Origin of the sequence: Chitinophaga niabensis, from assembly GCF_039545795.1 — a bacterium.
GTDB lineage: Bacteria > Bacteroidota > Bacteroidia > Chitinophagales > Chitinophagaceae > Chitinophaga > Chitinophaga niabensis_B.
This window is the reverse complement of record NZ_CP154260.1, coordinates 379,646-404,437: the sequence shown is the minus strand read 5'-3', so window position 1 is coordinate 404,437 and position 24,792 is coordinate 379,646. Positions and strand designations below refer to the sequence as shown.

Annotated in this window: 15 protein-coding genes; 8 read left to right on the top strand and 7 right to left on the bottom strand. The window is 45.8% G+C overall.

The genetic code is table 11. The features are described from left to right. Positions 1-172: 172 nt before the first annotated feature. Both AAHN97_RS01675 and AAHN97_RS01670 read left to right on the top strand, forming a co-directional pair. Positions 173-526, top strand: a complete 354-nt coding sequence (locus AAHN97_RS01675) for a winged helix-turn-helix transcriptional regulator (RefSeq protein ID WP_343305852.1) — start codon at positions 173-175, stop codon at positions 524-526. 101 nt (positions 527-627) lie between these two features. Beyond that, entirely contained in the window at positions 628-3,102 is a 2,475-nt protein-coding gene (locus tag AAHN97_RS01670) for a TonB-dependent receptor (protein ID WP_343305851.1), read from the top strand. A gap of 631 nt (positions 3,103-3,733) precedes the next feature. Here AAHN97_RS01670 and AAHN97_RS01665 read toward each other — a convergent pair. Then, positions 3,734-6,106 (bottom strand): mechanosensitive ion channel family protein, encoded by a 2,373-nt coding sequence (locus AAHN97_RS01665; protein ID WP_343305850.1) that lies wholly within the window; start codon positions 6,104-6,106, stop codon positions 3,734-3,736. A 120-nt stretch (positions 6,107-6,226) separates the two neighbouring features. Between AAHN97_RS01665 and AAHN97_RS01660 the strand changes: the two genes are divergently transcribed. The 5 genes from AAHN97_RS01660 (at position 6,227) to AAHN97_RS01640 (ending at position 13,925) form a co-directional block, all read left to right on the top strand. Then, complete coding sequence (locus AAHN97_RS01660; protein WP_343305849.1) at positions 6,227-6,811, top strand: RNA polymerase sigma factor; 585 nt, start codon at positions 6,227-6,229, stop codon at positions 6,809-6,811. Between the two features lie 48 nt (positions 6,812-6,859). After that, complete coding sequence (locus AAHN97_RS01655) at positions 6,860-7,798, top strand: FecR family protein (RefSeq protein ID WP_343305848.1); 939 nt, start codon at positions 6,860-6,862, stop codon at positions 7,796-7,798. A gap of 125 nt (positions 7,799-7,923) precedes the next feature. Then, the gene (locus AAHN97_RS01650) at positions 7,924-11,133 is read left to right on the top strand and encodes a TonB-dependent receptor domain-containing protein (protein WP_343305847.1); all 3,210 of its coding nucleotides are present in this window, start codon (positions 7,924-7,926) and stop codon (positions 11,131-11,133) included. An 11-nt stretch (positions 11,134-11,144) separates the two neighbouring features. Next, positions 11,145-12,560: a hypothetical protein gene (locus AAHN97_RS01645; RefSeq protein ID WP_343305846.1), complete on the top strand. Its 1,416-nt coding sequence runs from the start codon at positions 11,145-11,147 to the stop codon at positions 12,558-12,560. Positions 12,561-12,572: 12 nt separating this feature from the next. After that, positions 12,573-13,925 carry an alkaline phosphatase family protein gene (locus AAHN97_RS01640; RefSeq protein WP_343305845.1) on the top strand — a complete coding sequence of 451 codons (1,353 nt, stop codon included), beginning with the start codon at positions 12,573-12,575 and terminating at the stop codon, positions 13,923-13,925. 59 nt (positions 13,926-13,984) lie between these two features. Here AAHN97_RS01640 and AAHN97_RS01635 read toward each other — a convergent pair whose 3' ends face one another. From AAHN97_RS01635 to AAHN97_RS01610, 6 genes are all read right to left on the bottom strand, one after another. Next, a complete protein-coding gene (locus AAHN97_RS01635) occupies positions 13,985-16,273 on the bottom strand; it encodes a Gldg family protein (RefSeq protein WP_343305844.1) in 2,289 nt (762 codons plus the stop codon). Between the two features lie 9 nt (positions 16,274-16,282). Next, positions 16,283-17,215, bottom strand: a complete 933-nt coding sequence (locus tag AAHN97_RS01630; RefSeq protein WP_343305843.1) for an ABC transporter ATP-binding protein — start codon at positions 17,213-17,215, stop codon at positions 16,283-16,285. 17 nt (positions 17,216-17,232) lie between these two features. Further along, entirely contained in the window at positions 17,233-18,663 is a 1,431-nt protein-coding gene (locus AAHN97_RS01625) for a RagB/SusD family nutrient uptake outer membrane protein (protein WP_343305842.1), read from the bottom strand. A gap of 9 nt (positions 18,664-18,672) precedes the next feature. After that, complete coding sequence (locus tag AAHN97_RS01620) at positions 18,673-21,960, bottom strand: SusC/RagA family TonB-linked outer membrane protein (RefSeq protein ID WP_343305841.1); 3,288 nt, start codon at positions 21,958-21,960, stop codon at positions 18,673-18,675. Positions 21,961-22,189: 229 nt separating this feature from the next. Beyond that, positions 22,190-23,344 carry a FecR family protein gene (locus AAHN97_RS01615; protein ID WP_343305840.1) on the bottom strand — a complete coding sequence of 385 codons (1,155 nt, stop codon included), beginning with the start codon at positions 23,342-23,344 and terminating at the stop codon, positions 22,190-22,192. Between the two features lie 70 nt (positions 23,345-23,414). After that, positions 23,415-23,993: an RNA polymerase sigma factor gene (locus AAHN97_RS01610; RefSeq protein ID WP_343305839.1), complete on the bottom strand. Its 579-nt coding sequence runs from the start codon at positions 23,991-23,993 to the stop codon at positions 23,415-23,417. Between the two features lie 106 nt (positions 23,994-24,099). Here AAHN97_RS01610 and AAHN97_RS01605 point away from each other — a divergent pair, with 106 nt between their 5' ends. Next, positions 24,100-24,774: a hypothetical protein gene (locus AAHN97_RS01605; RefSeq protein WP_343305838.1), complete on the top strand. Its 675-nt coding sequence runs from the start codon at positions 24,100-24,102 to the stop codon at positions 24,772-24,774. Positions 24,775-24,792: the final 18 nt, after the last annotated feature.

Genomic DNA, 24,792 nt, shown 5'->3' with positions numbered 1-24,792 from the left:
AATCCCCATTTTTTACAATGCAAAAATGTTCCGAATAAGGGGCCTAAACAATCAGGGAACAAAGATTCCATAAGGGATAAATTTATCCCTATGCGCCACTGGCGGGTATTGCCGGGAACCTTTTCAGACCAGCCGGCATTATGATATATTTGTTGTCCTTAAACCCTCCATCATGTATGTAAAAAAGCTCCCGGAATCACTGGAATATGGTGTAAATATGACGATCAAGGTATTGGGCGGGAAATGGAAAGCCTGTTTACTGGATAGTATCCATTCCGGCATCCGCAGGCCCAGTGACCTCCATCGTAGTATTCCTGAAGCCCCTCCCCGCGTGTTGAACCAGCAATTGAAAGTGCTGGAGGAACTACACATCATATATAAAAAAATCTATCCTGAAGTACCTCCCAAAGTGGAATATTATCTCACGGAATGGGGCACCAGCCTGCTTCCGGTGATTATGCAGATGGAACGCTGGGGGAATAACTATTTTGAAAAATCCACTGAAAATTCCCTATTGCGTAAATAAAATTCCGCATCCGATCCACCCGGCCACTCATTGTACCTGAATTTTGCGGCGGATTAAAGACCGGCGGTTTGTTACCGCTATCAGCCAATAAATATATTACGATGAGAAAATTTACAGCGTTTATCCTCCTGCTGATGGTATCTGCCCTCAGTCTGCAGGCACAAAATCCCACCGGACATATCAAAGGCACCATCAAAACCAATGATGGACAACTGGCTCCTTTTGTATCGGTTCAGATCAAGAACAAAAACCGCGGCGTTATAACAGATGAAAAGGGCGTATTCAATTTCCGCAGGATCGCTCCGGGACAATATACACTGCTCGTATCCCTGCTGGGTTATGAAACTACAGAACAGGATGTGACGGTAACTGCCAATGAAACGGCTACTGTAGCCATGGAGATCAAAATTTCCAATACGCAGTTACAGGAAGTGATCATCAAAGGCAATCAGAATAAATTCGGCAGAAAGGAAAGTGACCAGGTAGCCCGTTTGCCGATCAAAAATATTGAGAACCCACAGGTATATAATGTGATCGGGAAAGAACTGATGAAAGAACAGGTGGTCACTACTTTTGATGATGCTATCAAAAATGCACCGGGTGTGAACCGTTTATGGTCTTCTACCGGCCGCCCGGGTGATGGTGCCGGCTTTTTCTCTATCCGTGGTTTCTCTGTGCAACCTACTATGATCAATGGCATTGCAGGTTTAACCAATGGTGCTATCGACCCGGCTAATATTGAAAGGATTGAAACCATCAAAGGGCCCTCTGGTACTTTGTTCGGTAGCAGCCTGATCTCTTTTGGCGGATTGATCAATATAGTGACCAAACGCCCCTATGAGAATTTCGGCGGAGAGATCAGTTATACAGGTGGTGGTTTTGGATTGAGCCGTATCACGGCTGACATCAATACGCCATTGAATGATGACAAAACTGCTTTGCTGCGTTTCAATGGTGCTTATCATTCTGAAAACAGTTTCCAGGATGCAGGGTTTAAGAAGTCTTTCTTCCTGGCTCCCAGCTTATCTTACAAGGCGAGCGACAAACTCTCCTTCCTTGTGAATGCAGAGATCTATAATAGTGAAGGTACCAATGCAACGATGATTTTCCTGAACCGCAGCCGTCCTCTGAAAGCTACTACGCCTAAGGAACTGAACATGGATTTCAACCGGTCCTATACTGCTAACGATATCACTTATAAAAACCCTACCGTGAACATCTACGGCCAGGCTAATTATAAACTCTCCGATAAATGGACTTCTCAAACAAACCTTTCCAGGAGTGTGCGTAAAAGCGAAGGTTATTATTCTTACATCATGTTCCTGGACCAGGGTTTAAAAATGCCTGATGGCTCAAATCCGCCAGTGCCGTTGCCTGCTTCCATGCAAAATGATACGCTTATCAGCAGGTTCGTGTATAACCAGAATTCTATTTCTACCACTACGGGTGTTCAGCAGAACTTCATTGGCGATTTCAAAATCGGCAAAATGCGGAACAGGTTGGTATTTGGACTGGATTACCTGAGCCAGCAGACCACCAATAACCACTCTCCCTATCTGACCTTTGATTTTGTGAACGTAACCAATGCAAAAGATCCGCGTTACGGTCAACTGAGCAGGCAGGCTGTAGATGCCAAGCTGGCTGCTACTGTAGGGGGCCAGACAAAGAATGCTACCACTAACGATACTTACAGTGCCTATGTGTCTGATGTATTGAACATCACGGAGAAATTCATTGCCATGGCGAGTGTACGTGTGGATTATTTCGATAATAAAGGAACAACTGATCACCTGACGGGTGTGAAGGGTACTGGTAAGTATAACCAGACTTCCGTATCTCCAAAATTCGGCTTGGTTTACCAGATCGTAAAAGATAAGGTGGGGGTCTTTGCCAACTATATGAATGGTTTCCGTAACGTAGCTCCTGTGGTAAACCCTCCGCAGGTGAAAGTGGATGGTAACTTAAAACCACAACAGGCTAACCAGTTTGAAGGAGGTGTTAAGCTGGATGCATTGGACCACAGGCTGAGCTTCACTGCGAGCTATTATGATCTGTTGGTGACCAATATGACCCGCTCTGCTTCTATGACCGTTGAAAACGTTACCTACAACTATACGATCCAGGATGGCTCTCAACGCAGTAAAGGCGTTGAACTGGACCTTGCCGCGAATCCTGTGAACGGGCTGAACATTGTTGCGGGTTATTCTTATAACGATAGCAAAATGGAGAAGTCTGCAGTGTTTGTGTTGGGCAGACGGCCTGTTACGGCTGGTCCTGAGCACCTGGCGAACCTTTGGATCAGTTATACTATTACCGGCGGTAAAGCACAAGGTTTGGGTGCTGGTGTAGGTGGAAATTATGCGAGTGATAATAAGATCACGAATGATTCCAGAACTGGGGTGTTCACTTTGCCTTCCTATGCTATTCTGAATGCGAGTGTGTTCTATAATGCGAAGGCTTTCCGGCTGGCCTTGAAGCTGGATAATGCTACGAATAAAGAATATTTTGGTGGATGGACGACTGTTGAGAAGCAAATGCCGAGGCGGTTGGCTGCGAGTGCTACGTTTAAGTTCTAATTATATTACTAACCGTTTTAAGAAGAGGGTGTTCTTTCGGGAGCACCCTCTTTTTTTATCTTCAAAATATTCCGCCGCTCCCAATAAGCATAAAAAAAATTCGACCGAAAAAACTAGCCCAGTGGTTATAAGAGGCAAGAGGGAACAGCTTTCGGACGAATTTTTTTTATGCTTATTTCCGCTGGTGGGCTTTTTGGTTGGATTGGGGGTGAGTGGTGGTGTGTGTTTTTTGGGGAGCGTGTTTTTTTTGAAGGGGATTGTTGAGAGGGATGGCTTTTTGTGGCCGTTTTGGCCGGTAAACGGAGGTCATCTATGGCTCTACCATGGGCCTGCCATGGGCCAACCCCGGGTTTACTACGGGTCTGCGATGGTTTTATGGTGTTTTTGCATGGGCTTTGGCCATATTTCTGTTCAGTTATGCACTGCCGCAGAAGGGAGTGACACAACGATAGCTGATAGTATGGTAAAGCTGGTTCCCTAAAACTACTTATGCACTACCCTGGGTATAGGATGAGAGAAGGATTCTCCTATCTTGAGCCTATGTGAAGCCTATGTCAAGGATAGGAGGATACTACCATAAAGCAAGGAGGCGTCTCTGTTAGACACCTCCTTGTTCTTTTTTTGTTGATTATCAGAAGTTTAGTGTGATATTCTCTGAACTCAACTGTTTGTGCAGGAGGAGCAGGATCTCGCTTCTTGCTTCGGCGGATTTGGCTACGTCTATGCTCCAGCAGAAGGCTTTCAGTTCAAAACCCTCTTCCATTACTTTGGTGAATAATATCTGTGGTTCCCGGTTGGGGACTATGTATTTGGATTGAAGGATGGCTTTTTTGATGCTGGCGGATACTACTTCCATATCTGTGTTGCCGGTTACGGTCAGGTCTATTTCGAGGCGTTGCTGGCTATTGGAGAGGGTCCAGTTCACGATCTGCTGGGAGAGGATGTCGCCGTTGGGGATGATCACTTCGGCGCCATTCTGGGTGAGCAGGGTGCTGGAACGCAGGCCTATTTCTCTTACGCGGCCGGATTTATCGCCTATTTCTACTACATCGCCTATTTGCAGGGGCCTGTCGAATATGAGGATGATGCCTGATACGAAGTTGTTCACGATGTTCTGTAAGCCGAGACCAATACCAACACCTAAGGCTCCCAGTACAATGGTGATCTTGTCTACCGGAACGCCGGAGGCGGCAACGGCCAGGAGGTAACCGAGGCAGAGGAGTATCAGTCTTGCTATAAGCAGGCGCGAGCGCTGGCCTTTGTTGCTTATTTCATCATCATTTCCTGTATCGCCAAAGAAGTAACCTACGTACTTCTGCAATAAGTGTGCTATCCATATGATCAGGAAGAAGAGTAATATACCACCGATGGTAAAGGTAGCATTTCCGATGCTGCGCGGGGTTTCCAGGAATTCTATCAGGCTGTTTAATACGGTGGTATAGATATTCAGATTGGTGGTGAACACAATCAGCCACAGGATCACTACCAGGAATAAAACGGGGCGGCGGAAGCTGGTGAGCACATGCTGGAATTCAAAGTGTGTGGTAACCCCTCTTTTGATCCGGCTGGTCACAATCTGCAGCAGGATGGCTTCCATACAGATCTTGCTGAATACTGCCAGGCCAACTGCCTGCGTAAAGGCGAAAATGGCAGCATGGCCAAAGATCTGTGCGAGTGAAAAGCGGCCAAATAAATTAAAGAAGATGGCCAGGATATTCATGATATTATGCAGGATGATCACAAAACGCAGGAAACCTCTCAAATGCAGGTTTTCCTTTAGCCTTGTGAGGAAGAGCCATCCGAATACTACAGACAGGATATTGAGGATAATGAACCAGCTGCGTTGCCAGAAACTTGGATCGATAATATGATGTGCGAAAGAGAAGAAGATATACAATAACACCATCACGATCCAGTACACGAATAACCTGCGCGGCCATTTTTTCCAGCAGATAATGGTGAGAATGATCAGTAACAGGAACTGCATGGATTCAATGTAGGCAGAAGGTGCATGCAGATCAAACAGCGGAGCAATGGAGAACATGATCACGAAAGAGGAAACAATGTAACCGGAGGGCAGGTATTCAAATTCCATTTCGCGGATAGTTCCCATGCCATTGAGACGGCGCAGGGCACGGATGCTGCGGAAGATCCATATAAAGAACAGGATGCCGATGAGCAGCAGGAATAATCTTTTATTGCCGCTGTCTTTAAAATAATAATCCAGTGCTTTCCTTTCTCCCCTGACTGCTTTGTAGAAAGAGGAACGGGTGGCGGCAGATACATCCAGCGTATCTTTTTCCCAGAGGTAATTATATTCTTTTCCAAAAATGCGGGTGGCAGAAGTGTTCAGGAGGTTGTTCACTTTGTCCAGCAGTTTGGAAGTGGTGATGGCATTGGCGGAAGTATGTGTTTGCAGCAGGTTGATGGTTGCCAGGCTTTCACGCAGATGGCGGGTGCTGCTGCGCCAGGCCTCCCGCATATCTTTTAACTGCGGCGCAAACTGGATGCGCAGCAAAGAGTCTCTCATCAGTTGACGGAGTACGGTATCGCTTCTGAGGGTTGCCAGGTTGTTCCTGAGGTTATTCAGTTTGGTTTCAGCGCTGTCCAATAGTTTGCGGTGTGCCCTGAGGTCCATTTGGATATTTTGCAGCAAGGTCCTGAACACCTGGAGGTTGCGGAGGTTGAGGGCCTGGCTGTTATTGAGCACATTGTCTTTCAGCACACTGAGTACCGAATCACTGTCTGCCAGTTTTGCTACGATCAGGTCTATACCTATGCCCAATTCACTTTTGTTATCAATGTTATCCAGTACTACGTAGGAGTTTTCGATCTTCAGTTGATAATCGCTGCTGGTGAGCGCGGCGGAATCAGCAAAGATGGCAGACATTCCTCCGCCCCTTCTTGTGCGGGTGGAATCTCTTTTTATACGGGAAGTGTCCTGGGCAACGGAGACCAAAGTGGCCAACCCGAAAATGCAGCATAAAAGCAGCCGGTTTCTCATGAAGTGATGTTTTTCTGTAGCTAAACTATGAAAAGAAATTAATATGTGAGTTGGGGATTTTGAATCCGGATAAGAAGCTTAATATTCAGTTTACATCCAACCGGTAAGTTTGCTGATGATATGGAAAAGCTTTCAGATAACCGGTTGATCGATCTGATAAAAGAAGACAACCACCCGGCATTTACCATTCTGGTAAACAGGTACTGGGAGGAGTTATACCGCCATATCCATGCCAGGCTTAAGGATGAAGAAGACACCCGGGATATTCTGCAGGAAATATTTATCACTGCCTGGAAGAACAGAACTACTATTTATACGGATGCAAATGGTACACTGGCATCCTATCTTTTTAAAGCTGCCCGTTACTGCATCATCAGGCAATTCAGCCGCACAAAACAAACTATTTTTTCTGAGGAGCTGCTTGAAAACCTGTTAAACCAGCAATCAACAACATCCGCACAGGAGATGCTGGAAACGAAAGAACTGGAAAAAAGGGTAACAGATGAACTGAACCGCATGCCGGAAAGATTACAGATCGCTTACCGCTTAAGTCGTTATGCGCATTTATCCAATAAAGAAATAGCCGCTCATCTTTCATTATCTGAACAAACGGTTAAAAACAATATTTCCATCGCGCTTCATCATTTGCGTGTGTTTGTGGAGAAAAATACTTTACTCGTCATACTCTTCTTAATAATTCCTTAACGCATCTCAGCAGTACTTCCCGTCCGTAACGATCATATATAGGGTGTTATGGACAAAGAACATCTGATCAAAACTATTTTAAACAAGTATCTGCGGGGAACAGCCACGCCTGAAGAAGTGCGACAGGTAGAGCTTTGGTATGATTCTTTTCCGGAGGATGAAAGTCTTTTACAGGATGCTGACCAGAAGGAAGCATTCCGCAAGGCGCTGGTATTCCGTATCATTTCCAAAACCACCCGCCGCCGTTACAGATGGCCGAGCGTGGCAGCTGCTGCTGTTTTATTGATAGCAGCCGGCCTGGGGCTTTATCAATTTACAGCAAAGGCGCCTGCTGCATTAAAAGCAGAACTGGTGAATGTACCATTCGGGACGCATCGCTCCATCAAACTTTCTGATGGTTCAGTCGTACATCTGAATGCGGGTTCACAACTTACCATCGGAGCAGGCTATGGAAAAAAAGAACGAAAGATAACATTAAGCGGGGAAGCTTTCTTTGATATTGTAAAAGATCCTGAACATCCTTTCCTCATACAATCCGGTGGAATAACCACCACTGTGTTGGGTACCTCTTTTAACATCAAAGCCTATCCGGAACAAAAGGACTGGCAGATCAATGTAGCCAGCGGTGCGGTGAAAGTAATGAGGGAGCGGGAAGTGCTTGCGGCAGTGCTTACCGCCGATAAAGCATTGCGATATGATACAGCCACCAGATCCCTGGCCATTACAACCATGCAGGCATCTGAGGTTGCACAGTGGCGTAATAACATCCTGTATTTTAATAACAGTTCGCTGGAAGAGATGGCGCGGGAACTGGAGCGGCAGTACAACATTCCCATTTCCGTGCAGGGCAAACAGGAAGGGCATTACAAGATCAGCTTTAACAAACAGCCTTTGCCGGAAGTACTCAACATCCTGGTTGATCTAACAGGCATTACCTATACAACAGAAGATGGTAAAATTATTATTCACGCACAAAAACCTAACTAGTATATGATGGAGTAATACTAAACCAACAAAAAACCGGAAGCGGTTACGACGCTTCCGGCGAGCATGCACGCCACTGAGGGCGGGCAGGATTTTAACGGATTCACATACATTAAAACATGACAAAGATGCAAAAAATTATTGCAGGTTATACTAACCTGCTGGGACCTTTTTTTTCGCTAAAAATGAGAATCACCACCTTCCTCTTGTTATTTTCTACCATGCTTTCCTTTGCCACTACAGGTATAGGGCAATCCATGTACGAGAAGAAAGTAAGTCTCTCTGTAAAAGACCAGTTATTAAAGGATGTGCTGTCGCTCATTGAGCAACGGTCTTCTTTTGTAATAGGTTATAACAGTGACAATATCCCTGATAACATACGGATAAGTTATTCTGCCATTAATAAACCTGTCAGCAAGATATTAAGTGATCTGCTGAACGATTATCCTGTTATTGCGAAGCAGGTAAGCGAACGGCACATCCTTCTCAGGAAAGTACAACCTGCCGAAAAACTTTTATGGCAGCAGGAACTGATCATTTCGGGGAAAGTAACAGATAAGGCTTCCGGGCAGGCATTACCTGGCGTAAGCATTGGTGTTAAAGGTACTTCCGCCGGAACAATCACAGCTGAGAACGGTGTTTTCGCTCTTCATTTTCCACAGGGGAAAGAGGAGATTGTGATGGTGGTGTATTATCTCGGGTTTAAAAGACAGGAAATCAGCATTACACGTGCCAATGCAGGGAAGACCTACAACATTGCACTGGAAGCAGACCGGCTGGGGTTGGACGAAGTTGTGGTAACGGGTCAGGGCCTGGATATCAGCAAAAGAAGATTATCCACGAATGTAGTGAGCATTGGAAGCAAAGAACTGAGTGAAGCACCTTCCGGAAGAATAGACCGTATGCTGCAGGGCAAACTGCCCAATGCACAGATCAGGCTTACAGGCGGACAGGCTGGTGCAACTTCCCTGATACGCGCCAGGGGTGTGAATTCTGCCTTTGTGAACTCCACACCTGTTATTTACGTGGATGGTGTTAGGATGGATAATCTTAACACAGTATCCGCATTAGGAGGTGGAAGTACACAGGGCTCGGCCATTAGTGCTATCTCTGATATCCCTACTGACAATATTGAGAAGATCGAATACATCAATGGTGGCGCTGCTACTACTTTGTATGGTTCGGATGCAGCCAACGGCGTGATCCAGATCTTCACTAAAAAAGGAGGTGCCAACAAAACAGCCATCACAGTAGAAACACAAATGGGCATTGAAACGCCTACGAATGACTTCCTTCATTTCTCCCGCACGAAAGAATTACTGTTCCAACAAGGCCTGTACCAAAAACATCACCTTGCCATTAATGGCGGTCAGGGTAATTTCGGATACAGTTTTTCCGGCAATTACAGTAACAGCCAGGGCGTGCAGATCTTTGATCAGAACCGGAACGAACGTTTTGATTTTTCCAGCGGCTTCCGGGCAGGCATGGGCAGCAAGGTTACTTACGAAAGCTCTTTCACCTTCACGAGCAATACTTTCAAACGCAACCGCAATGGCAACCAGGGTGGCTATACGGGATTGTGGTTTGCAGAAAGCGGTGCGTCTTCCATTACGGGGCCTAAGTTCAGTCCTATTATTGATACCTTGTCTGCTGCTTCTTTTGAAAAGATGAAAGCATATGTACATGAAGCAGAAAGACTGCAGGACAACAGTATTAAAGTAAAACGGTTCCAGACCTCCCAGGTATTCAAATACATGCCACTGAAGAACCTGGTGTTTAAAGCAACAGGCGGGATCGATTACCGCGTGCAGAAGAACCAAACGATACAAACCAACCAATACCTTTCCTTTACCACTAATACGTCAGTAAAAGATCAGGGCAGTGTTTCCAATGCAGACCGTAAATACCTTGGTATTACACTTGACCTGAACGGGCAGTACGAAGCAAAGCTGCAAAACTTCTCTTTCATTACAACAGCTGGCGCACAATTATTCCGCAATGAAGATCAGCAGATAGCTTATACTGGCAGTAATATCAGGGATGGTTCGCGCAACATCAGGGATGCTGCTACAAAAACCAGCGATGAATATTACCTGGAGGTAGTGAACTATGGTATTTATATCCAGGAGAACATTGGCTACAAGAATAAATTGTTTGTGGACATGGGGCTTCGGGCAGATGGCAACCCTGCATTTGGGAGTAATATCGGTTTGCAATATTATCCCAAGGTTGGTATCTCATACATCCCCAGTGCAGAGCCCTGGTTTAATTCCCGGGTTATCTCCTCTGCCAAGATCAGGGGTAGTTTTGGTGTAGCGGGTAACCTTCCTACGGCGTTCACGAATGAAAGAACGATTGCTTTCCAGGGATACCAGTCTGAACAGGCGGCATTTTTCGGCCAGCCCGGTAATGAGGATCTGAAACCGGAGAAAACACAAACTGCAGAAGGAGCTATTGACCTGGGATTCATGCAGGACAGGTTCCTTTTGTCTGCCGGATATTATCATTCCATTACGAACAATGCATTGTTCTATGTACCCCCTACCCCCTCTACCGGGCAATCTCAATCGCAACTATATAATGTTGGGCGCATCCTGAATAAAGGATTTGAGTTCAATGTTACTGCTATCGCCATTCAACAAAAGGATATGACACTGCGCCTGAATGTGTCGGTAAATACACTTTACAACAAAGTACTGAGTTCCGGTGGTGTAGCGCCTTTCAATATCAATGGTTTCAGTGCCAGAACTATTCAGACGGTGGTACAGGAAGGATTCCCTATTGGTTTCCTGCGCGGAAACTATGGTGTGTTTGGTGCTGACGGTACATTGGCTACTACTACTGCTCAACAGAACCTGGGTACTACCATTCCGGACCTCTTTGGCAGTATGAACCTCAACTTCCGGTACAAACAATTTGACCTCTATGCCAGTGCTGATTATCAGCAGGGTGCATATGCCAACTCCTTTGATGCACAATTCCGCTTTAATTACGGCGCAGGCAATGAAGGCATCCCACAGGCGGAAATAGACAAGAACAAACGTACCAACTGGCTCAACTTTACGAATATGTTCGTGGAGAAAACGGATTTTATTAAGGTAAGGACTATCGGTATGAACTATACGATAAAATCCGGTTTGTTCCGTAATACTGTGAAGACCTTAACGATAGGGCTCATGGCTGTGAACCCGCTTAATTTCGCTGCATCCAGCTTTGACCCGGAAGCCACTATCAGTGGCGCCGCGCAAGGGCAGGGAGGTGCAACAACGGGTGGCATAGCCTACGCAACTTATTCCGCACCACGCCAGTTCCTGGGTACGCTCCGGTTAAACTTTTAAATGATCAAACCATGAAAAGACTATTATCATATTGTCTGCTGGCAGTTGTATGCTGCATGACGGCCTGTAATGTATTAAATCCGAATGTTACAGACCAGGTATACCTGAATAATCCAAATGCCGCCAAAAGCTGGGTGAACGGACTTCGCCGCCAGTTGGCACTGACCATGAACCAGGTAGTGGTAAGTACTGAACTTACATCTGATAATTATTTCAACAACCGCACTTTAAGCAGTAAAGTGTTCGACATTCCGCAGATCGATTATTTTGACCTGGATGTGAACAATCTGCAGGTACAGGTGCAGCGCCTCCGTGAAATGGCGGACTATGGATTGAACAAGGTACTGCCGGCAGACCGTTCTGCTACTGCGGCGGACTCTGCAGAGATCTATTTCAGCAAAGCATTTGCCCATTTGCTGAGTGGCGAATTATTTGTGGCATTACCCGGTAGCAGCACAGGCCCTGTATTATCTTCCACAGAACACCTGAACCTGGCACTGGCTAACCTGGACAAAGCCATAACATTAGCCACTGATGTGAATGAGAAAAAGGCTTATGCTTTATTGAAGGCCCGTGTTTATTATGCAGCAGGCGATGCCGTAAATGCTGCCAAGTTTGCCAGCGCTGCTTTAGCAGATAAAACCCTGCTGCGCCAGGTGAAGTATGATGGCGTAAATGGTACTTCCAATGATATGCAAACCTATCTCTACTCTTCCACCAATAATGAATTTGCGCCATTACCCAGGCTGGATTTCCTGGACCCTAAATATTACCACACGGGCCTTGCCAATGCAGATCAGAAACCGGTTACGATCGTAAAAGCTGAAGAAGCTTACCTCATCCTCGCAGAAACACAGCTTGCCTCCAATGAACTTCCGGCAGCAAAACTTACCCTGAAGAACCTGTTAACAGAAGTAGTAGCCTTACGCCCTGTTGTGATGATAGATGACAGTAAAGAAACCCGCAATGGCGGTAACAGAACGGATTATCCTTTAACCGCAGTGCAGGTGAAATTTGATGCCGCAGATGCTCCCCGCAGTAATCATGTGCTCAACAGAAAGGCGGGTAACATCAAAGCCTATACGGTTTCAGGCACACTGGTAACTACTGCAGACATAGATGCAACTGTTACGCAGGATGATATACTGTACCTGTTGTACCGGCTGCGCCAGGAAATATTTATAGCAGAAGGCCGCCGCATGACGGACCTGGGTATCAAATTCCCTGTGTCGCAAACAGAGCAGCTGAACAACAGTTATGTAAAAGCGGAACATACAAAAGCACAAATACCAACATTCATTCCATTGAACAGAGGTATGGATGATTTCACGGTTGCTGCCGGTATTGTGACGATGAAATATGATATGAACAAAGTGCTGGTTCAGAATAAGTCTGCAAAAGAAATATTTCCTTTTATTAATCAATAAGTATTACCGAGCATGAAAAAAGCCGTTGCTATATTTTCCTTTATTCTTTTCTTTACGCCATCACTCTTTGCACAGAAAGCAAAGTATGTAGTGCTGGTGAGTGTGGATGGCTTCCGTCCTGATTTCTATCTTGATCCATCCTGGCCTGCGCCAAACATGCAGCAGATGCTGAAAAAAGGTGTACATGCGCAAGGTGTGAGAGGTGTGTTCCCCACTGTTACCTATCCTTCTCATACTACATTGATCACAGGTGCCAAACCAGCCAAACATGGTATAGTGTACAACACCCCTTTTGAACCAAAGGGCCAGACGGGGCGCTGGTACATGGAAGCAAAAGAGATCAAAACAGAAACCCTCTGGGATGCATTGCGTAATGCAGGATTGAAATCCTCTGCAGTGTCCTGGCCGGTTACAGTAGGTGCGCCTATTGATTACAATATTCCGGAAACATGGTCTTCCAATACACCGGGAGACCGCAGAGGTGCTACCAGCGAGCAGGCGACACCTAAAGGACTGTTTGAAGAAGTACAGGAATTTGCCACCGGCAAAATGGACGCTAATGGCCTCAATCTGAAGTATAATGGCATGAACGAAAACCTGGCCAGGATAACGGCATATCTCATCGGTAAATACAAGCCTAACCTGATAGCCGTACACCTTCCCTGCACGGATGGGGCCCAGCATGAAGATGGCCGTGAAAGTGATAATGTGCGGACAGCGGTTGCTTCTGCAGACCATGCCATTGGTACTATTATCGAAGCACTGGAAAAAGCAGGGATTAAAGACAGTACTGCTATTATTATTACCGGCGACCATGGTTTTGTTGATACCCATACAGGCATCTCTCCCAATGTATGGCTGGAACAGGCGGGTTTAACCGGTAAAACAGCAGACCGCGGTAACTGGAAAGCTTCTTTCTTATCCTCCGGCGGTGCAGCTTTTCTGCATCTGAAAGATCCTAAGGATGAGAAAACGCTGATGCAGGTAAAGAAAATACTGGCAGCACTTCCCGCCAACCAACAAAACCTTTTCCGTGTAGTGGAACGCGCAGAACTGGACAGAGTGGGTGCCAGTCCTGATGCAGTTTTGGCGCTGGCCGCGAAGCAGGGCATCCGGTTCGGCAATTCTGCTGACGGTGCAGTTTTCAACCCTGCTCCCGGAGGCGCACATGGTTACTATCCTGATTTTAATGAAATACGTACCGGCTTCATCGCAACGGGTGCAGGCATTAATAAACAAGGTGTATACCAGGAAATTGGATTGGAAGATATTGCCCCGCTCATTGCTTCATTACTGGGCATTGAGTTAAAGCAGGCAGATGGCATGGTGTACCCGGGTATGTTTACACCGGTTAAGAAAAGATAAAAAGCGAGGGCCGGCTAAAAAACCGGCCCCTTTTTTTGCTTATGAGAAATCCAATCGACCTATCTTCTTTTCCGGCGGATCAGTAATACCACAGCGGAAATCAACAGTAAGGCGGGGAGGACGATAAGTAAAATGATCCGTAGGATGGTCACATCCTCTTTAGCGATCAGGATCTTGTTATCCGGTGCTTTTGGCCGGGATACATCTACGGGGTATTCATCATAGCTCAGCCATTTGAACATTTCGAACATGAAAAAGAAATTGCCCACCCTGATGTTGTAACGGCCGAGTTCCGAAGCACTCATAAAATCTGCATCACCCAACACCATGATACGTTGTTCTTTTCCTTTCATTTGCCTGGTCAGTGAAAGGGCGATGGGAGTAGTTGTTTTCACATCACCTGCTGCCGGATCAAACTGTACATATCCGGTATCCTGGTTTAGCTGACCTGTTTTGTTCCAGCTTTTGCTGCTGTCTGTAGCCAGGATTTCCGTTACTTTAAAATCACCTGGTGTATACTGCAGGCCCACTGAAGTGATCATGGACATTTTCACACTGTCTGCCCAGAAATTTTTATAGCTATTAGAACTGGCGGCAGCCGCTGTTGTAACATATCCCATTACGAGGTCAGGCGCAAAATCCCTGCTTTCCTGCAACAGGATGCCTTCTTTCAGTTGCACACCCAGTTTACTTAAGAGCGGGTTCAATACTTCCTGGCGGCCGGGCTCTCCCGCGATCAGTAAGTTTCCGCCACGATCTATATAATCGGTTATTTTTTTTGATACGGCTTCCGGGATAGGTCTTTTAGGATCAGCGATCACCAATACGGCAAGGTCTTCCGGCACTTCGCCTCCTTCCAGTGAAATGGCTGTTACATTAAAACCCTGGTTCACCAGTGATTTACGGATACTGAGTTCAGAAGTGCTGCCTTTATAATCTTTATCCCCTACTTTATCTATGGCACGTTCATTATTCCCGGTGAGGAAACCAATCTTAGGTGATGTTACCACTAATTTTTTGATGGCAGCCAGCACTTCCGCTTCTCCGGGATTGGGGTCCATTTCTCCTGCATACTCTCTGAGGAAAGACCGTTTACCATTGTATTCCAGGCATCTGACAAAACGATATTCCTCAGGCCTTAGATCAATGATCTTGCGGATCTCTGCCGGCGGCATAAACATTTTCAGGTTCAGTTCCCGCGCTTTTGCCATTCTTTTTGCGAGTGTATCCAGGGATACTCCTTTGTTGCCTTTGTATAACCACTCTGCCATGGAGGTATCATAGTAGTATACGTAGTTTATTTTCATGTCTGGCATGAAGCGCTGATAAGGCTGCCAGAAATTCACGTCTTTGTTACGGCTTTTGGGTATGCCCATATGCCAGAAATCATCCATCAGGTTCACATAGGTGGTCACCTTCAATGGTTCTTTCAATTGTTTGATGATCTGCTGGCTGGTGGCAGTGAGCGTTCTGGTTTTGGTGGCGGTCATATCTACATACAATGCCAGCCTTGGCCTGGAGCTGATATAACCCAGCATCAGCACTGTTATGGTGAGGAGCGAATAACGGGCTATCTTTACCCATAGTGGTTTTGCTTCCCTCCCGGATTGCAGCAGCATATTGGTAAGCCCCAGGAACAGCGCGATCACTAAAACAAAATAGCAGAGATCTTTACTGATGATCAAACCATCTCTCATCTGATCAGCTCTTCCGGAGATGGAAAGGAAATAGGTGAGGTCTCTTACAAAATTTACATCCTGCCATAACAAACCTACATAGTTTAATGCGGCCAGTACTACCAGGGTGCTCACTGCAGCCACTACCTGGTACCCGGTAAGGCTGGACATAAACAGGCCGATGGCAGAATAGGCGCAGATCAACAGGTAGATACCCAGCAGGCCGGATGATATGTACAGCAGATCAAAAGCCTGTATTGAATACATACCAAATACTGCGAGTATAGCCAGTATAGCTATCAGTAACAGGCAATAGACCATCATGGCCAGGTATTTGCCAAGTACGATCTCCCTGGTTTTAACAGGTGACGATAATAAGAGTTTGATGGAACCACTGCTCAGTTCCCGGCTCATCAAACCCATGGTGAGCAGGGGTATATACAGGTATACATTCCGCTGGATCTCTGCAAATAATCCCAGCGGGCCACCAAAGATGGTGGAGGTGATGAAGCTCAGCCGGCTGCCCATTTCCTGGTAACCTGCATAGAGTTTCAATTTATCTACAAATGTAAGACCGGTTTGAAATGTGAAAACAATCAGCACCAGCCATGCGATGGGAGAGAAAAATAACGTACTTAATTCAACTCTTGCTATTCTGAGTGTAACTTTCATTGCTTAATATTAATTGGTGCTTTTACCCGATAACTGCGCAAACACTTCATCCAAAGAACTTCTTTCCAGGTTGATCTCTGTTAAGCGCCATCCATTGGCTACACTGGTTTCCACTATCTTTTCCGTGATATGTTTCACACCTGAGAAATGCAGGCGGAAGGTATTTCCGTATTGCAAGGCTGCTTTTGTAATACCTTCTATCGCCTGCAGATCTGCCAGTGCTGGTGGGTTTTCGAAAGTTACGATGAGGCTGTGCGGTACGATGTAGTTGTTGAATGCATCTATTGTATCTGCAAAAACCATCCTCCCGTTTTCGATCATTTTGATGTCCTTACAGGTAGCTTGTATTTCTGAGAGAATGTGCGAAGAGAAGATAACCGACCTTTCTTCTGCGATCTCTTTGATCAATGCTCTTACTTCCGTGATCTGGTTAGGGTCCAATCCATTGGTAGGTTCGTCCAGCACCACCAGGTCCGGTTTATGAATGATGGCTTGTGCAATTCCAACCCGCTGGCGGTAACCACCGGAGAGGTTTTTGATGAGACGTTTGGAGAAATGCGCAACGCCACATTTCTCCTTTGCCTCCGCCAGTGCGGCTGGAATGTTTTTCTTTTCCATTAAGCGGATGTACGCACAATGGGTCAGGTATTCATCTACCGTGAGGTCAAGATGCAGGGGAGCGCTCTGGGGTAGGAAGCCGATCTTTTTCTTTGCTTCTTCCGGTTGTTTGCGCATATTGATGCCGCCTACAAACACTTCTCCTTCTGTTTGATTCAGTACGCCACACATGATATTCATGGTAGTGGATTTACCGGCGCCATTTGACCCCAGTAATCCCAGCACGCCTTTCTGGCTGATCTCGAAATTAATATCCCGGATAGCCCAGGCAGTACTATACCTGTGCGAGAGTCCGCGGACGCTCACAATACACTCATTGGTCATATTTCTCTGCTTAGTATTTAGTTATTATAACCGGGATTTTGATGCCCTATTAAACCGGGTGCGGTAGTTACTTCACCAGTTGGTAAAGGACATAATGCACGGAATGGCTGCCAGGTAACGGCTGGATTCTTAAGTGGCGTCACTACCGTCATTACAGCATTCAGCCTGTCTGTACGTTTAAGGTCAAACCAGCGGTGACCCCATTCCACGAACAATTCAACCTGGCGTTCATGTTCTACAGCTTGTATTGCAGCGTCCTGCGACATTGTTTTAGAAAGGTCCGGCAGGTCTCCCGGATTGGTTCCGCGGGCACGTTTCCGGAGGGCGTTGAGATCATCGATGCCCTCTCCTACTTTATTTTGTTTGATACGTGCTTCTCCCCTGATCAGGTATTGTTCTGCGAGGCGGAGCATCATCACGTATTCTGTTACAGGTTTATCTATATCCCATACTTTGTACTTGTTTGCAAACTTAAAGCCGGAACTATCGCCTACCCATTTTGTGCTGCGGGTATCTCCTGTTTCAAAAGCATTTTTCAGGAAAGGCGTGAGTACAAAAGGATAATCAGGCTTGGGACCATTGGGAACTCCGGGAGTAGTTCTCAGGATCAGGTACTTACCATCCTGTGTATTGAACCGTGCCACCAATGCAGGCAGTTGCCAGATGGCTTCCTTACTGCTCCGAAGGAAAACACTGTTCAGTTCCGGCAATTCGTAGATCGGGTTGGCGATCACTTCAGATGCTTCTGCTTCTGCTTTGGCATATTCCTTCAGGTAGAGATATACTCTTGCCAGCATAGCCGTGGCTACTGCTTTTGTGGGACGGAGGCGTTCTGTGGAAACAGTGGTTATATCTGCATTAAAATACTTATCGCTTAATAATGCTTTTGCTTCTACCAGATCGTTCACGATCAGCTGGTAGATCTCTGCTGTGGCGGTACGGCCTTTGCCGATGTTTTCGCGGTAATCCGTAGAAGTGATCAGGGGTACATCTCCATAAATATTAACGAGATAGAAATAACAGAATGCCCGTGCGAACCTGGCTTCACCCATCAATTGATTCCTCACCGGATCTGTAACTCCTTTTGAAAGCGGCAGCATTTCCAGGGCATCGTTTGTGGTGTAGATGTATTTATACATATCATACCACCAGTAAGTAGCATCTCTCATGATCCTGTTGCTGTACATGTCCTGCGTGAAGGCGTCAGATGCTGCGGCGCCATTGAGATCATCTCCTGCAACACTCATTAGAATGGGAACGCCGTATGAGCCTTCTGAAAATGATCCGAAATCCGCAAAAAGCCTGGACAATACAGATGAAGCTGTTTTGTTGTTTGCATATACGGCACTCACTCCGATCTTGTTACCAGGTGCTGATGGATCTACGAGTTTCTTACAACCTGTTTGTAGTAATGCTATGAGTAGGAGAAGTTTTATGACTGATTTCATGTTGATACTTTAAATGGTTATTTTAATACCGCCGGTTAACACACGCAGGGGAGGAAGGCTGGTGCCACTCTGGTTTTCAGGATCCATGCCTTTGAAGCTTGTAATGGTCAGCAGGTTTTGGGCCTGAATAAAGATCCTTGATTGATTCAATCCGATCTTCCTGTTAATGGCATTAGAGAAGCTGTATGTAAGTTGTACGTTCTTTAAACGGATGAAAGATGCATCTGAATAAGAACCATCACTTTCCCTGAAATAAGTATTAGGCCATGATAATGCCCTGTCTGCATTAAATCGTTGGTTCATGCTTACGTCACCAGGTTTCTGCCATCTGTCCAGCACTTCAATATGCTGGTTACCCTGCATGGCTGTACCTGCACCGGCCAGTACTGCTCCACGATAAGCCTGCCCTATCTGTTTTGCGAACTGGAAGATAAAATCAAGATCAAATCCTTTATATCTTATGCTGTTCTGAAAACCACCATAATACTCAGGGGTTCTGTTCACTGATCCTACTTTATCTGTGAGGCTGTTCAGGCTGAGGGATTGTTTTTTATTATCCTTGTCCAGGAACTGGTACATACCGGTTGCGGGGTCTACTCCCACGTAGCGGTATACCCTGGTGATATCCAGTGACTGGCCAATGAAAAGTGTTGATTTGTAACTGGTGTTATCAATACCGGGGAAGGCCACCAGTTTATTTTTAGCAAAGGTGACATTGAATGAACTGTTCCAGGTGACTTCTCCGATCTTTACATTGTTGGTACCCAATACAAATTCCCATCCTTTATTTTCAACTACAGCAGGCCAGTTAGAGGTTACGGAGGTAAAACCTGTATGAGCAGGTACACGGTAACCTACTAACTGATTATCTGAACGGTTCCTGTAATAACTGGCGCTCACAGAGATCTGATCGTTCAGGAAACCAAATTCCAACCCTCCTTCCAGTTTCTTATTCACTTCCCAGTGATAGGAAGGATTGTGCAGGTTATTAGGGCCTAATCCTCTCACACCCTGGTAAGGGTTTCCTCCAATTGTATAGTAGCGCATGAATTCATAGTCACCTATTGCATCATTACCGGTTGTACCATAACTACCGCGTAATTTACCGAAGCTGATAAAGGGCAGATGGTTTTCAATAAATTTTTCTTTGGAGAAGATCCATGCTGCGCCTACGGCACCGAAATTCCCGAAACGGTTATCCGGTCCAAACCTGTCTGAACCATCCCTTCTCATGGTGAGGTTCAGGATATATTTCTCTTCTATATTATAGTTAGCCCTTGCGAACAGGGAGTTATACTTATAACTCCTGATCAGGGAATTCATGGGAGTGATAGTGGAAGCGGAAGCCAGGTTCCCGATCAACCCGTCACTGATAAATCCGGAAGCGGTGATATACTGGCCATTCGCTGCGTTCTGCTGAATGGTTGATCCCACCAGTGTATTCAGGCGGCCTTTCCAAAGATCTTTGGTATAGGTGATCTGTGGTTCTACCAGCCATGTTTTATTATTACTGTTAGAGAATTCTGCAGACCCGTTTATATTTATCGAGGGGTTATAAGAAGAGATGGGGAAGTTCGCGGTTTCATCCACATGCATGTAAGTATAACCAAAAGTGGATTTGAGATCCAGCCCTGGTAAAATCTGATAACTGATGGCTGCATTGGTAATGAAATTATTCACCTTCCGGTTGAATTTAGCATTGAACCGGCCTAAAGGATTCGTCCAGAGCCCGCCTTGCCAGTTCAGTGAACCATCGTTGTTATACAGTTTTGGTGCAATAGGAGGTAATGAAAAGGCAAGGTCAATGATGTCATAACGTGGCATGTTATTATCTCCAATAGTGTATCCTCCGGTTAAGAGTACTTTTAATTTCTGATTGTTGGAGCTGCTGCTGATATTAAAGTGCATTGTTCCCCGCTGATCTGCTGCTTTTCCTGGAAACACGGTGGTTTCACGGTGATAACTTCCTCCTACCAGGTATTGTGTTTGTGAATTTCCGCCGGTCATGGATATCTGCGCATCTGTATAGGAGGCGGTGTTACCGAGGAATAATTTCTGCCAGTCCGTATACCTGGTAGTATCATAATTTTTCAGATCAGCGGCAGTAAACACAGTGGGGCTTCTCCAATCTGCACCATCGTTCCTATATGCTTCATAGCGCATATCCAAATACTGTCTGGTGTTGAGCAAGGGCATCATTTTGGAAACAACGGCGGTACCCTGCGCAATATTTGCGGTGATGAGGGTTTTGCCTACTTTACCTTTCTTAGTGGAGATCAGGATCACACCGTTGGCGCCACGGGAACCATAAATGGCAGTGGCATCTGCATCCTTCAATATATCGATGGATTCAATATCCAGGGGGTTGATAAAATTCAGCGGGCTTCCTCCGTTAGTGAGATCATTTGGCGCAACCCCCATGACCATGTTTGCGAGATAAGGCACACCATCTACTATATATAACGGATCGTTAGCTGTAACGCGTATGCTGTTACGGCCACGGATCTGTACTTTAAAAGAGCTGCCTGGTACACCGGTGCTTTGTGTGATCGTCATACCAGGTACTCTGCCCTGCAGCGCAGAGAGAGGATTGCTTACCGGCTGCCTTTCAATATCTTCTGCTTTAACGGTTGAGATGTTACCGGTATTGAAACGTTTGGAAGTAGTACCATATCCCATCACCTGCACCTGATCCAGTTTATTTTCTGAGGGGGAAATACGGATGGTTATACCGGTCGTAGTCTTACCATTGACACGGAATGTTGCTTCTTCAAAACCCACAAAGCTGATCACAAGCACATCCCCTTCTTCAGCATTGATCATAAAACGACCATTAGCATCCGTGACCGTACCGCTCTTATTTCCTTTGATCTTTACAGAGGCGCCGGGAAGTGGTGTGCCATCAGCGGATAATATTGTTCCCGAGACAGGAACAAAAACCGGTGCTGTTGTTACATTTTTAGGCGATAACATGATCGTCTTATCCGCCATTTCATAAGTAATAGGCTGGTCTTTCAGTATAGCAGCCAGGAATTCTGCCAGCGGCATGTTCTGTACTGTAAGGGAAACAGACCTCGCATTGCGGAGCAGGTTTTTGTTGTAGAAAACAACATATCCCGTCTGCTTTTCAATAGCAGAAAAGATTGTTTCCAGCTTAACGTCTTTACCCGCAAGCGTTACCACCTGCGACCATCCTTTTGCACTTACCTGCAAAAAGGCGACTGTTAGAAAAATGAAAGTCAGTTTCATCGCATTCACAATTGTTTTGTTCACTGTGAGCGGAAACTTCCGTCTCATCAGCATCAGATCTTTGGTTGTGAACCAGCCTTGTGAATTTGGTTGGCTTAGGCCAGGCACAGGGATTGGCCGGTTACAATTAGCATTTTTTTGCATAGATTGCAATAGTTTGGTTGATTAAAAATTGAGTTTGAACGCTCTGATTTGGATCTGACTGAACTACCTGCCGCTACAGATCTCCAGTCTGTGGCGGTTTCATTTTCAGTCGGCTCCGGTTATATATACATGTCTAAGGTGTTACGATCAGTTTAGGTCCTTCTTCCATCCGGAATTGCACGCCAGCTCCTTTTAGTCCTTTCAGTACGTCTGACAATTTGATGTTCCGGCTCATTTTACCGCCGAATTCAATATCCGGCACGTTCCCTTCGTAGCTGATATCTATATCATACCAGCGGGCAAGCTGGCGCATCACTTCTTTGAGATGTGCGTCCTGGAAGTTGAACAACCCGTTCTTCCATGCCATGGTTTTATCAAGGTCTGTATTGGATATCACTTCTATGCCCTGATCTGAAACCCTGGCCTGCTGGCCGGGAGCGAGCACTGCTTTTTCCGTACCTGCATCTATGCGTATGGCACCCTCCAGCAGGGTGGTGCGGATATAATCTTCATCGCGGTAAGCATTGATATTAAAATGAGTGCCTAATACTTCTATGGAAGTACGGTTATTCACTTTCACCTTAAAAGGTGCCTGTGCCTGTTTGGCCACTTCAAAATAAACCTCCCCGGAGATCTCCACATTTCTTTCATTATCCGGGAAGGCGGTTGGATAGGTGAGGGAACTTTCTGCGTTAAGCCATGCTTTTGTGCCATCCGGTAACTGGATGCGAAATTGGCCGCCACGGGGTGTTCTAAGCGTATTATAACTTACAGTGCCTGTATTTTCCACTGCATCATATTGCAATTGATCTCCCTGTTGGGTGATGCCTTTTAAAATTACCTGGTTGCCCGCACTATCCAAAGTAACAGTGGAACCATCTCCCAGTGTGAGGATAGCCTTGCTGTTGCCAGGGTTTACATCTTGTATGCTGGCTATGGCAGGAGTGGTTTTCCTGGGAGCCGGCTGCCAGAGGAAAGTTCCGGCAGCCAGCGCTATGATCAGAATGGCGGCGGCATAGCGGAACCAGGATCTTTTGAACAGGTGAACGCGGCGAACCGGCACGGGGCGGTCCTCCGACTCAAAGATGGCCGCCATAACAGACTGCATGGTTTCCGCTGAAATATCTTCCAGTTCTTTAGGTGACTCCAGTAATTGTGCAATGTGAGATCTGATCTGTTCCTCATTCTCTGCGTCTTTCAGCAAGGCATATAGTTCCTGCTTCTCTTCTGCCGTAGCTTGCTGAGTAAGACATAAATTAAACAGGTCCTCCAATCTATTTTGAGACATGATCCTCCCCTTTTACCTATATAGTGTAGTTAAAAATTAAAGTTGGGGGGGTTAATGGATAAATATTCTTTTATTTAATATTAACGAGCAGTAACAAAACGCTGAGTGGCAATTGGGCCAGGCAATAGGCCCTTACTTTACGGGTAGCCTCTTCCAGATTGTGTTTAACTGTTTCCGGGGAAACATTCATGGCTTTGGCGGCTTCTTCCCGTTTCAGGCCTTCCTGCCTGATCAGCTGATAAGTTTGTTTCTGGCGTGCCGGCAGGCGGTCTATGGCTTTTTGCAGTAAAGTGGTGTATTCTTTCTCCTGGAGCTGCTGTTCAGGTTGCAGTGCGGAGATGATTGATCCTTCTAATCCTTCTGTGGTATCTGTTCCTTTCTCTTTCAGCGAGCGCTGGAAGCTGTTGTAAATGGTATTCCGGGCCACGGCATTGAGCCATGCAGGGAAATTGTCTATGGTTACCAGGTCTTTACGCTGGAGCCAGACTTTCAGGAAGATGTCCTGCAGTGTTTCCTCAGCCAGCACGGTGGAATGCAGCAGGCGCAGGGCAGTGGTATAGATATTCTTTCTATACTCCTCCACCATCCTCGTAAATGCCTGTTGGTCTCCCTCCGCTATGCGGTGCAACAATTCCTTCGTATCATACATGGCCGCCTTTTGGTTGATTTCTCCGGTTAAAAATAGGCGAAAAAAAGGTTTACTGCAAACGGGGATATTTGGATATATTTAATTCACATATTAAAGAACTATGCTGATGACATCTTTTTGGGCTTTCATGCTGCTATGTTTTGCAGGCAACGAAATACAGGGCCTTACAGGGAAAGTACGTTTTGAGCTGCTGCTCTTTGATCCCGTTTCAAAAGATTTCACTACACCGGTTCTTCCCCCTTCAGAATTATGGGTTCATAATCAATATGTAATTGAAGTGAACCGCATTTATAAACAGACTATGGTGGGTGACCAGGTAGAAAAAGACAGCTATCCCGTGCAGGGTTATTTCTTTATTGACATAGATAAAAACATTTGCGCGGAGTACGATCAACTTTCAGTGAACGGGCAAAAGAAAAAATCGTATCCATTAGGGGAGAAAAAGAATGGATACCGGTTCCATAATGCGGAAGATCTATTTAAGAATACGCTGTCAAAAATAAAGATCAGCGACAGTGTTATAAATAATACTTTTTATAAAAAGTTTACACTGATAACAGACGGGCCTTCAACAATGATAACCGCCTATCTTGATACCACCATCACTACGCTACCGTTATATATGTCCAAAACCATCCGGGATAAGTACAAAGGTCATATAGCCAGAATGGATATTGAAGACCTGGCCCTTTATGCAAAAATGAGTTATAGGATGAGTTTCGAAAAGATGGCACTGCCAGACTCTGTTGCTGCGGTTATTCAGAAATGGGCACTATATTAGCTTAAAAAAAACTATTCT

Excerpts from the sequence above, each read along its gene's own strand:
- AAHN97_RS01615 (WP_343305840.1), bottom strand. The coding sequence starts at position 23,344 with ATGTCTCAAAATAGATTGGAGGACCTGTTTAATTTATGTCTTACTCAG.
- AAHN97_RS01660 (WP_343305849.1), top strand. The coding sequence starts at position 6,227 with ATGGAAAAGCTTTCAGATAACCGGTTGATCGATCTGATAAAAGAAGAC.
- AAHN97_RS01665 (WP_343305850.1), bottom strand. The coding sequence starts at position 6,106 with ATGAGAAACCGGCTGCTTTTATGCTGCATTTTCGGGTTGGCCACTTTG.
- AAHN97_RS01650 (WP_343305847.1), top strand. The coding sequence starts at position 7,924 with ATGCAAAAAATTATTGCAGGTTATACTAACCTGCTGGGACCTTTTTTT.
- AAHN97_RS01635 (WP_343305844.1), bottom strand. The coding sequence starts at position 16,273 with ATGAAAGTTACACTCAGAATAGCAAGAGTTGAATTAAGTACGTTATTT.
- AAHN97_RS01610 (WP_343305839.1), bottom strand. The coding sequence starts at position 23,993 with ATGTATGATACGAAGGAATTGTTGCACCGCATAGCGGAGGGAGACCAA.
- AAHN97_RS01645 (WP_343305846.1), top strand. The coding sequence starts at position 11,145 with ATGAAAAGACTATTATCATATTGTCTGCTGGCAGTTGTATGCTGCATG.
- AAHN97_RS01625 (WP_343305842.1), bottom strand. The coding sequence starts at position 18,663 with ATGAAATCAGTCATAAAACTTCTCCTACTCATAGCATTACTACAAACA.
- AAHN97_RS01630 (WP_343305843.1), bottom strand. The coding sequence starts at position 17,215 with ATGACCAATGAGTGTATTGTGAGCGTCCGCGGACTCTCGCACAGGTAT.
- AAHN97_RS01655 (WP_343305848.1), top strand. The coding sequence starts at position 6,860 with ATGGACAAAGAACATCTGATCAAAACTATTTTAAACAAGTATCTGCGG.
- AAHN97_RS01620 (WP_343305841.1), bottom strand. The coding sequence starts at position 21,960 with ATGAGACGGAAGTTTCCGCTCACAGTGAACAAAACAATTGTGAATGCG.
- AAHN97_RS01675 (WP_343305852.1), top strand. The coding sequence starts at position 173 with ATGTATGTAAAAAAGCTCCCGGAATCACTGGAATATGGTGTAAATATG.
- AAHN97_RS01670 (WP_343305851.1), top strand. The coding sequence starts at position 628 with ATGAGAAAATTTACAGCGTTTATCCTCCTGCTGATGGTATCTGCCCTC.
- AAHN97_RS01640 (WP_343305845.1), top strand. The coding sequence starts at position 12,573 with ATGAAAAAAGCCGTTGCTATATTTTCCTTTATTCTTTTCTTTACGCCA.
- AAHN97_RS01605 (WP_343305838.1), top strand. The coding sequence starts at position 24,100 with ATGACATCTTTTTGGGCTTTCATGCTGCTATGTTTTGCAGGCAACGAA.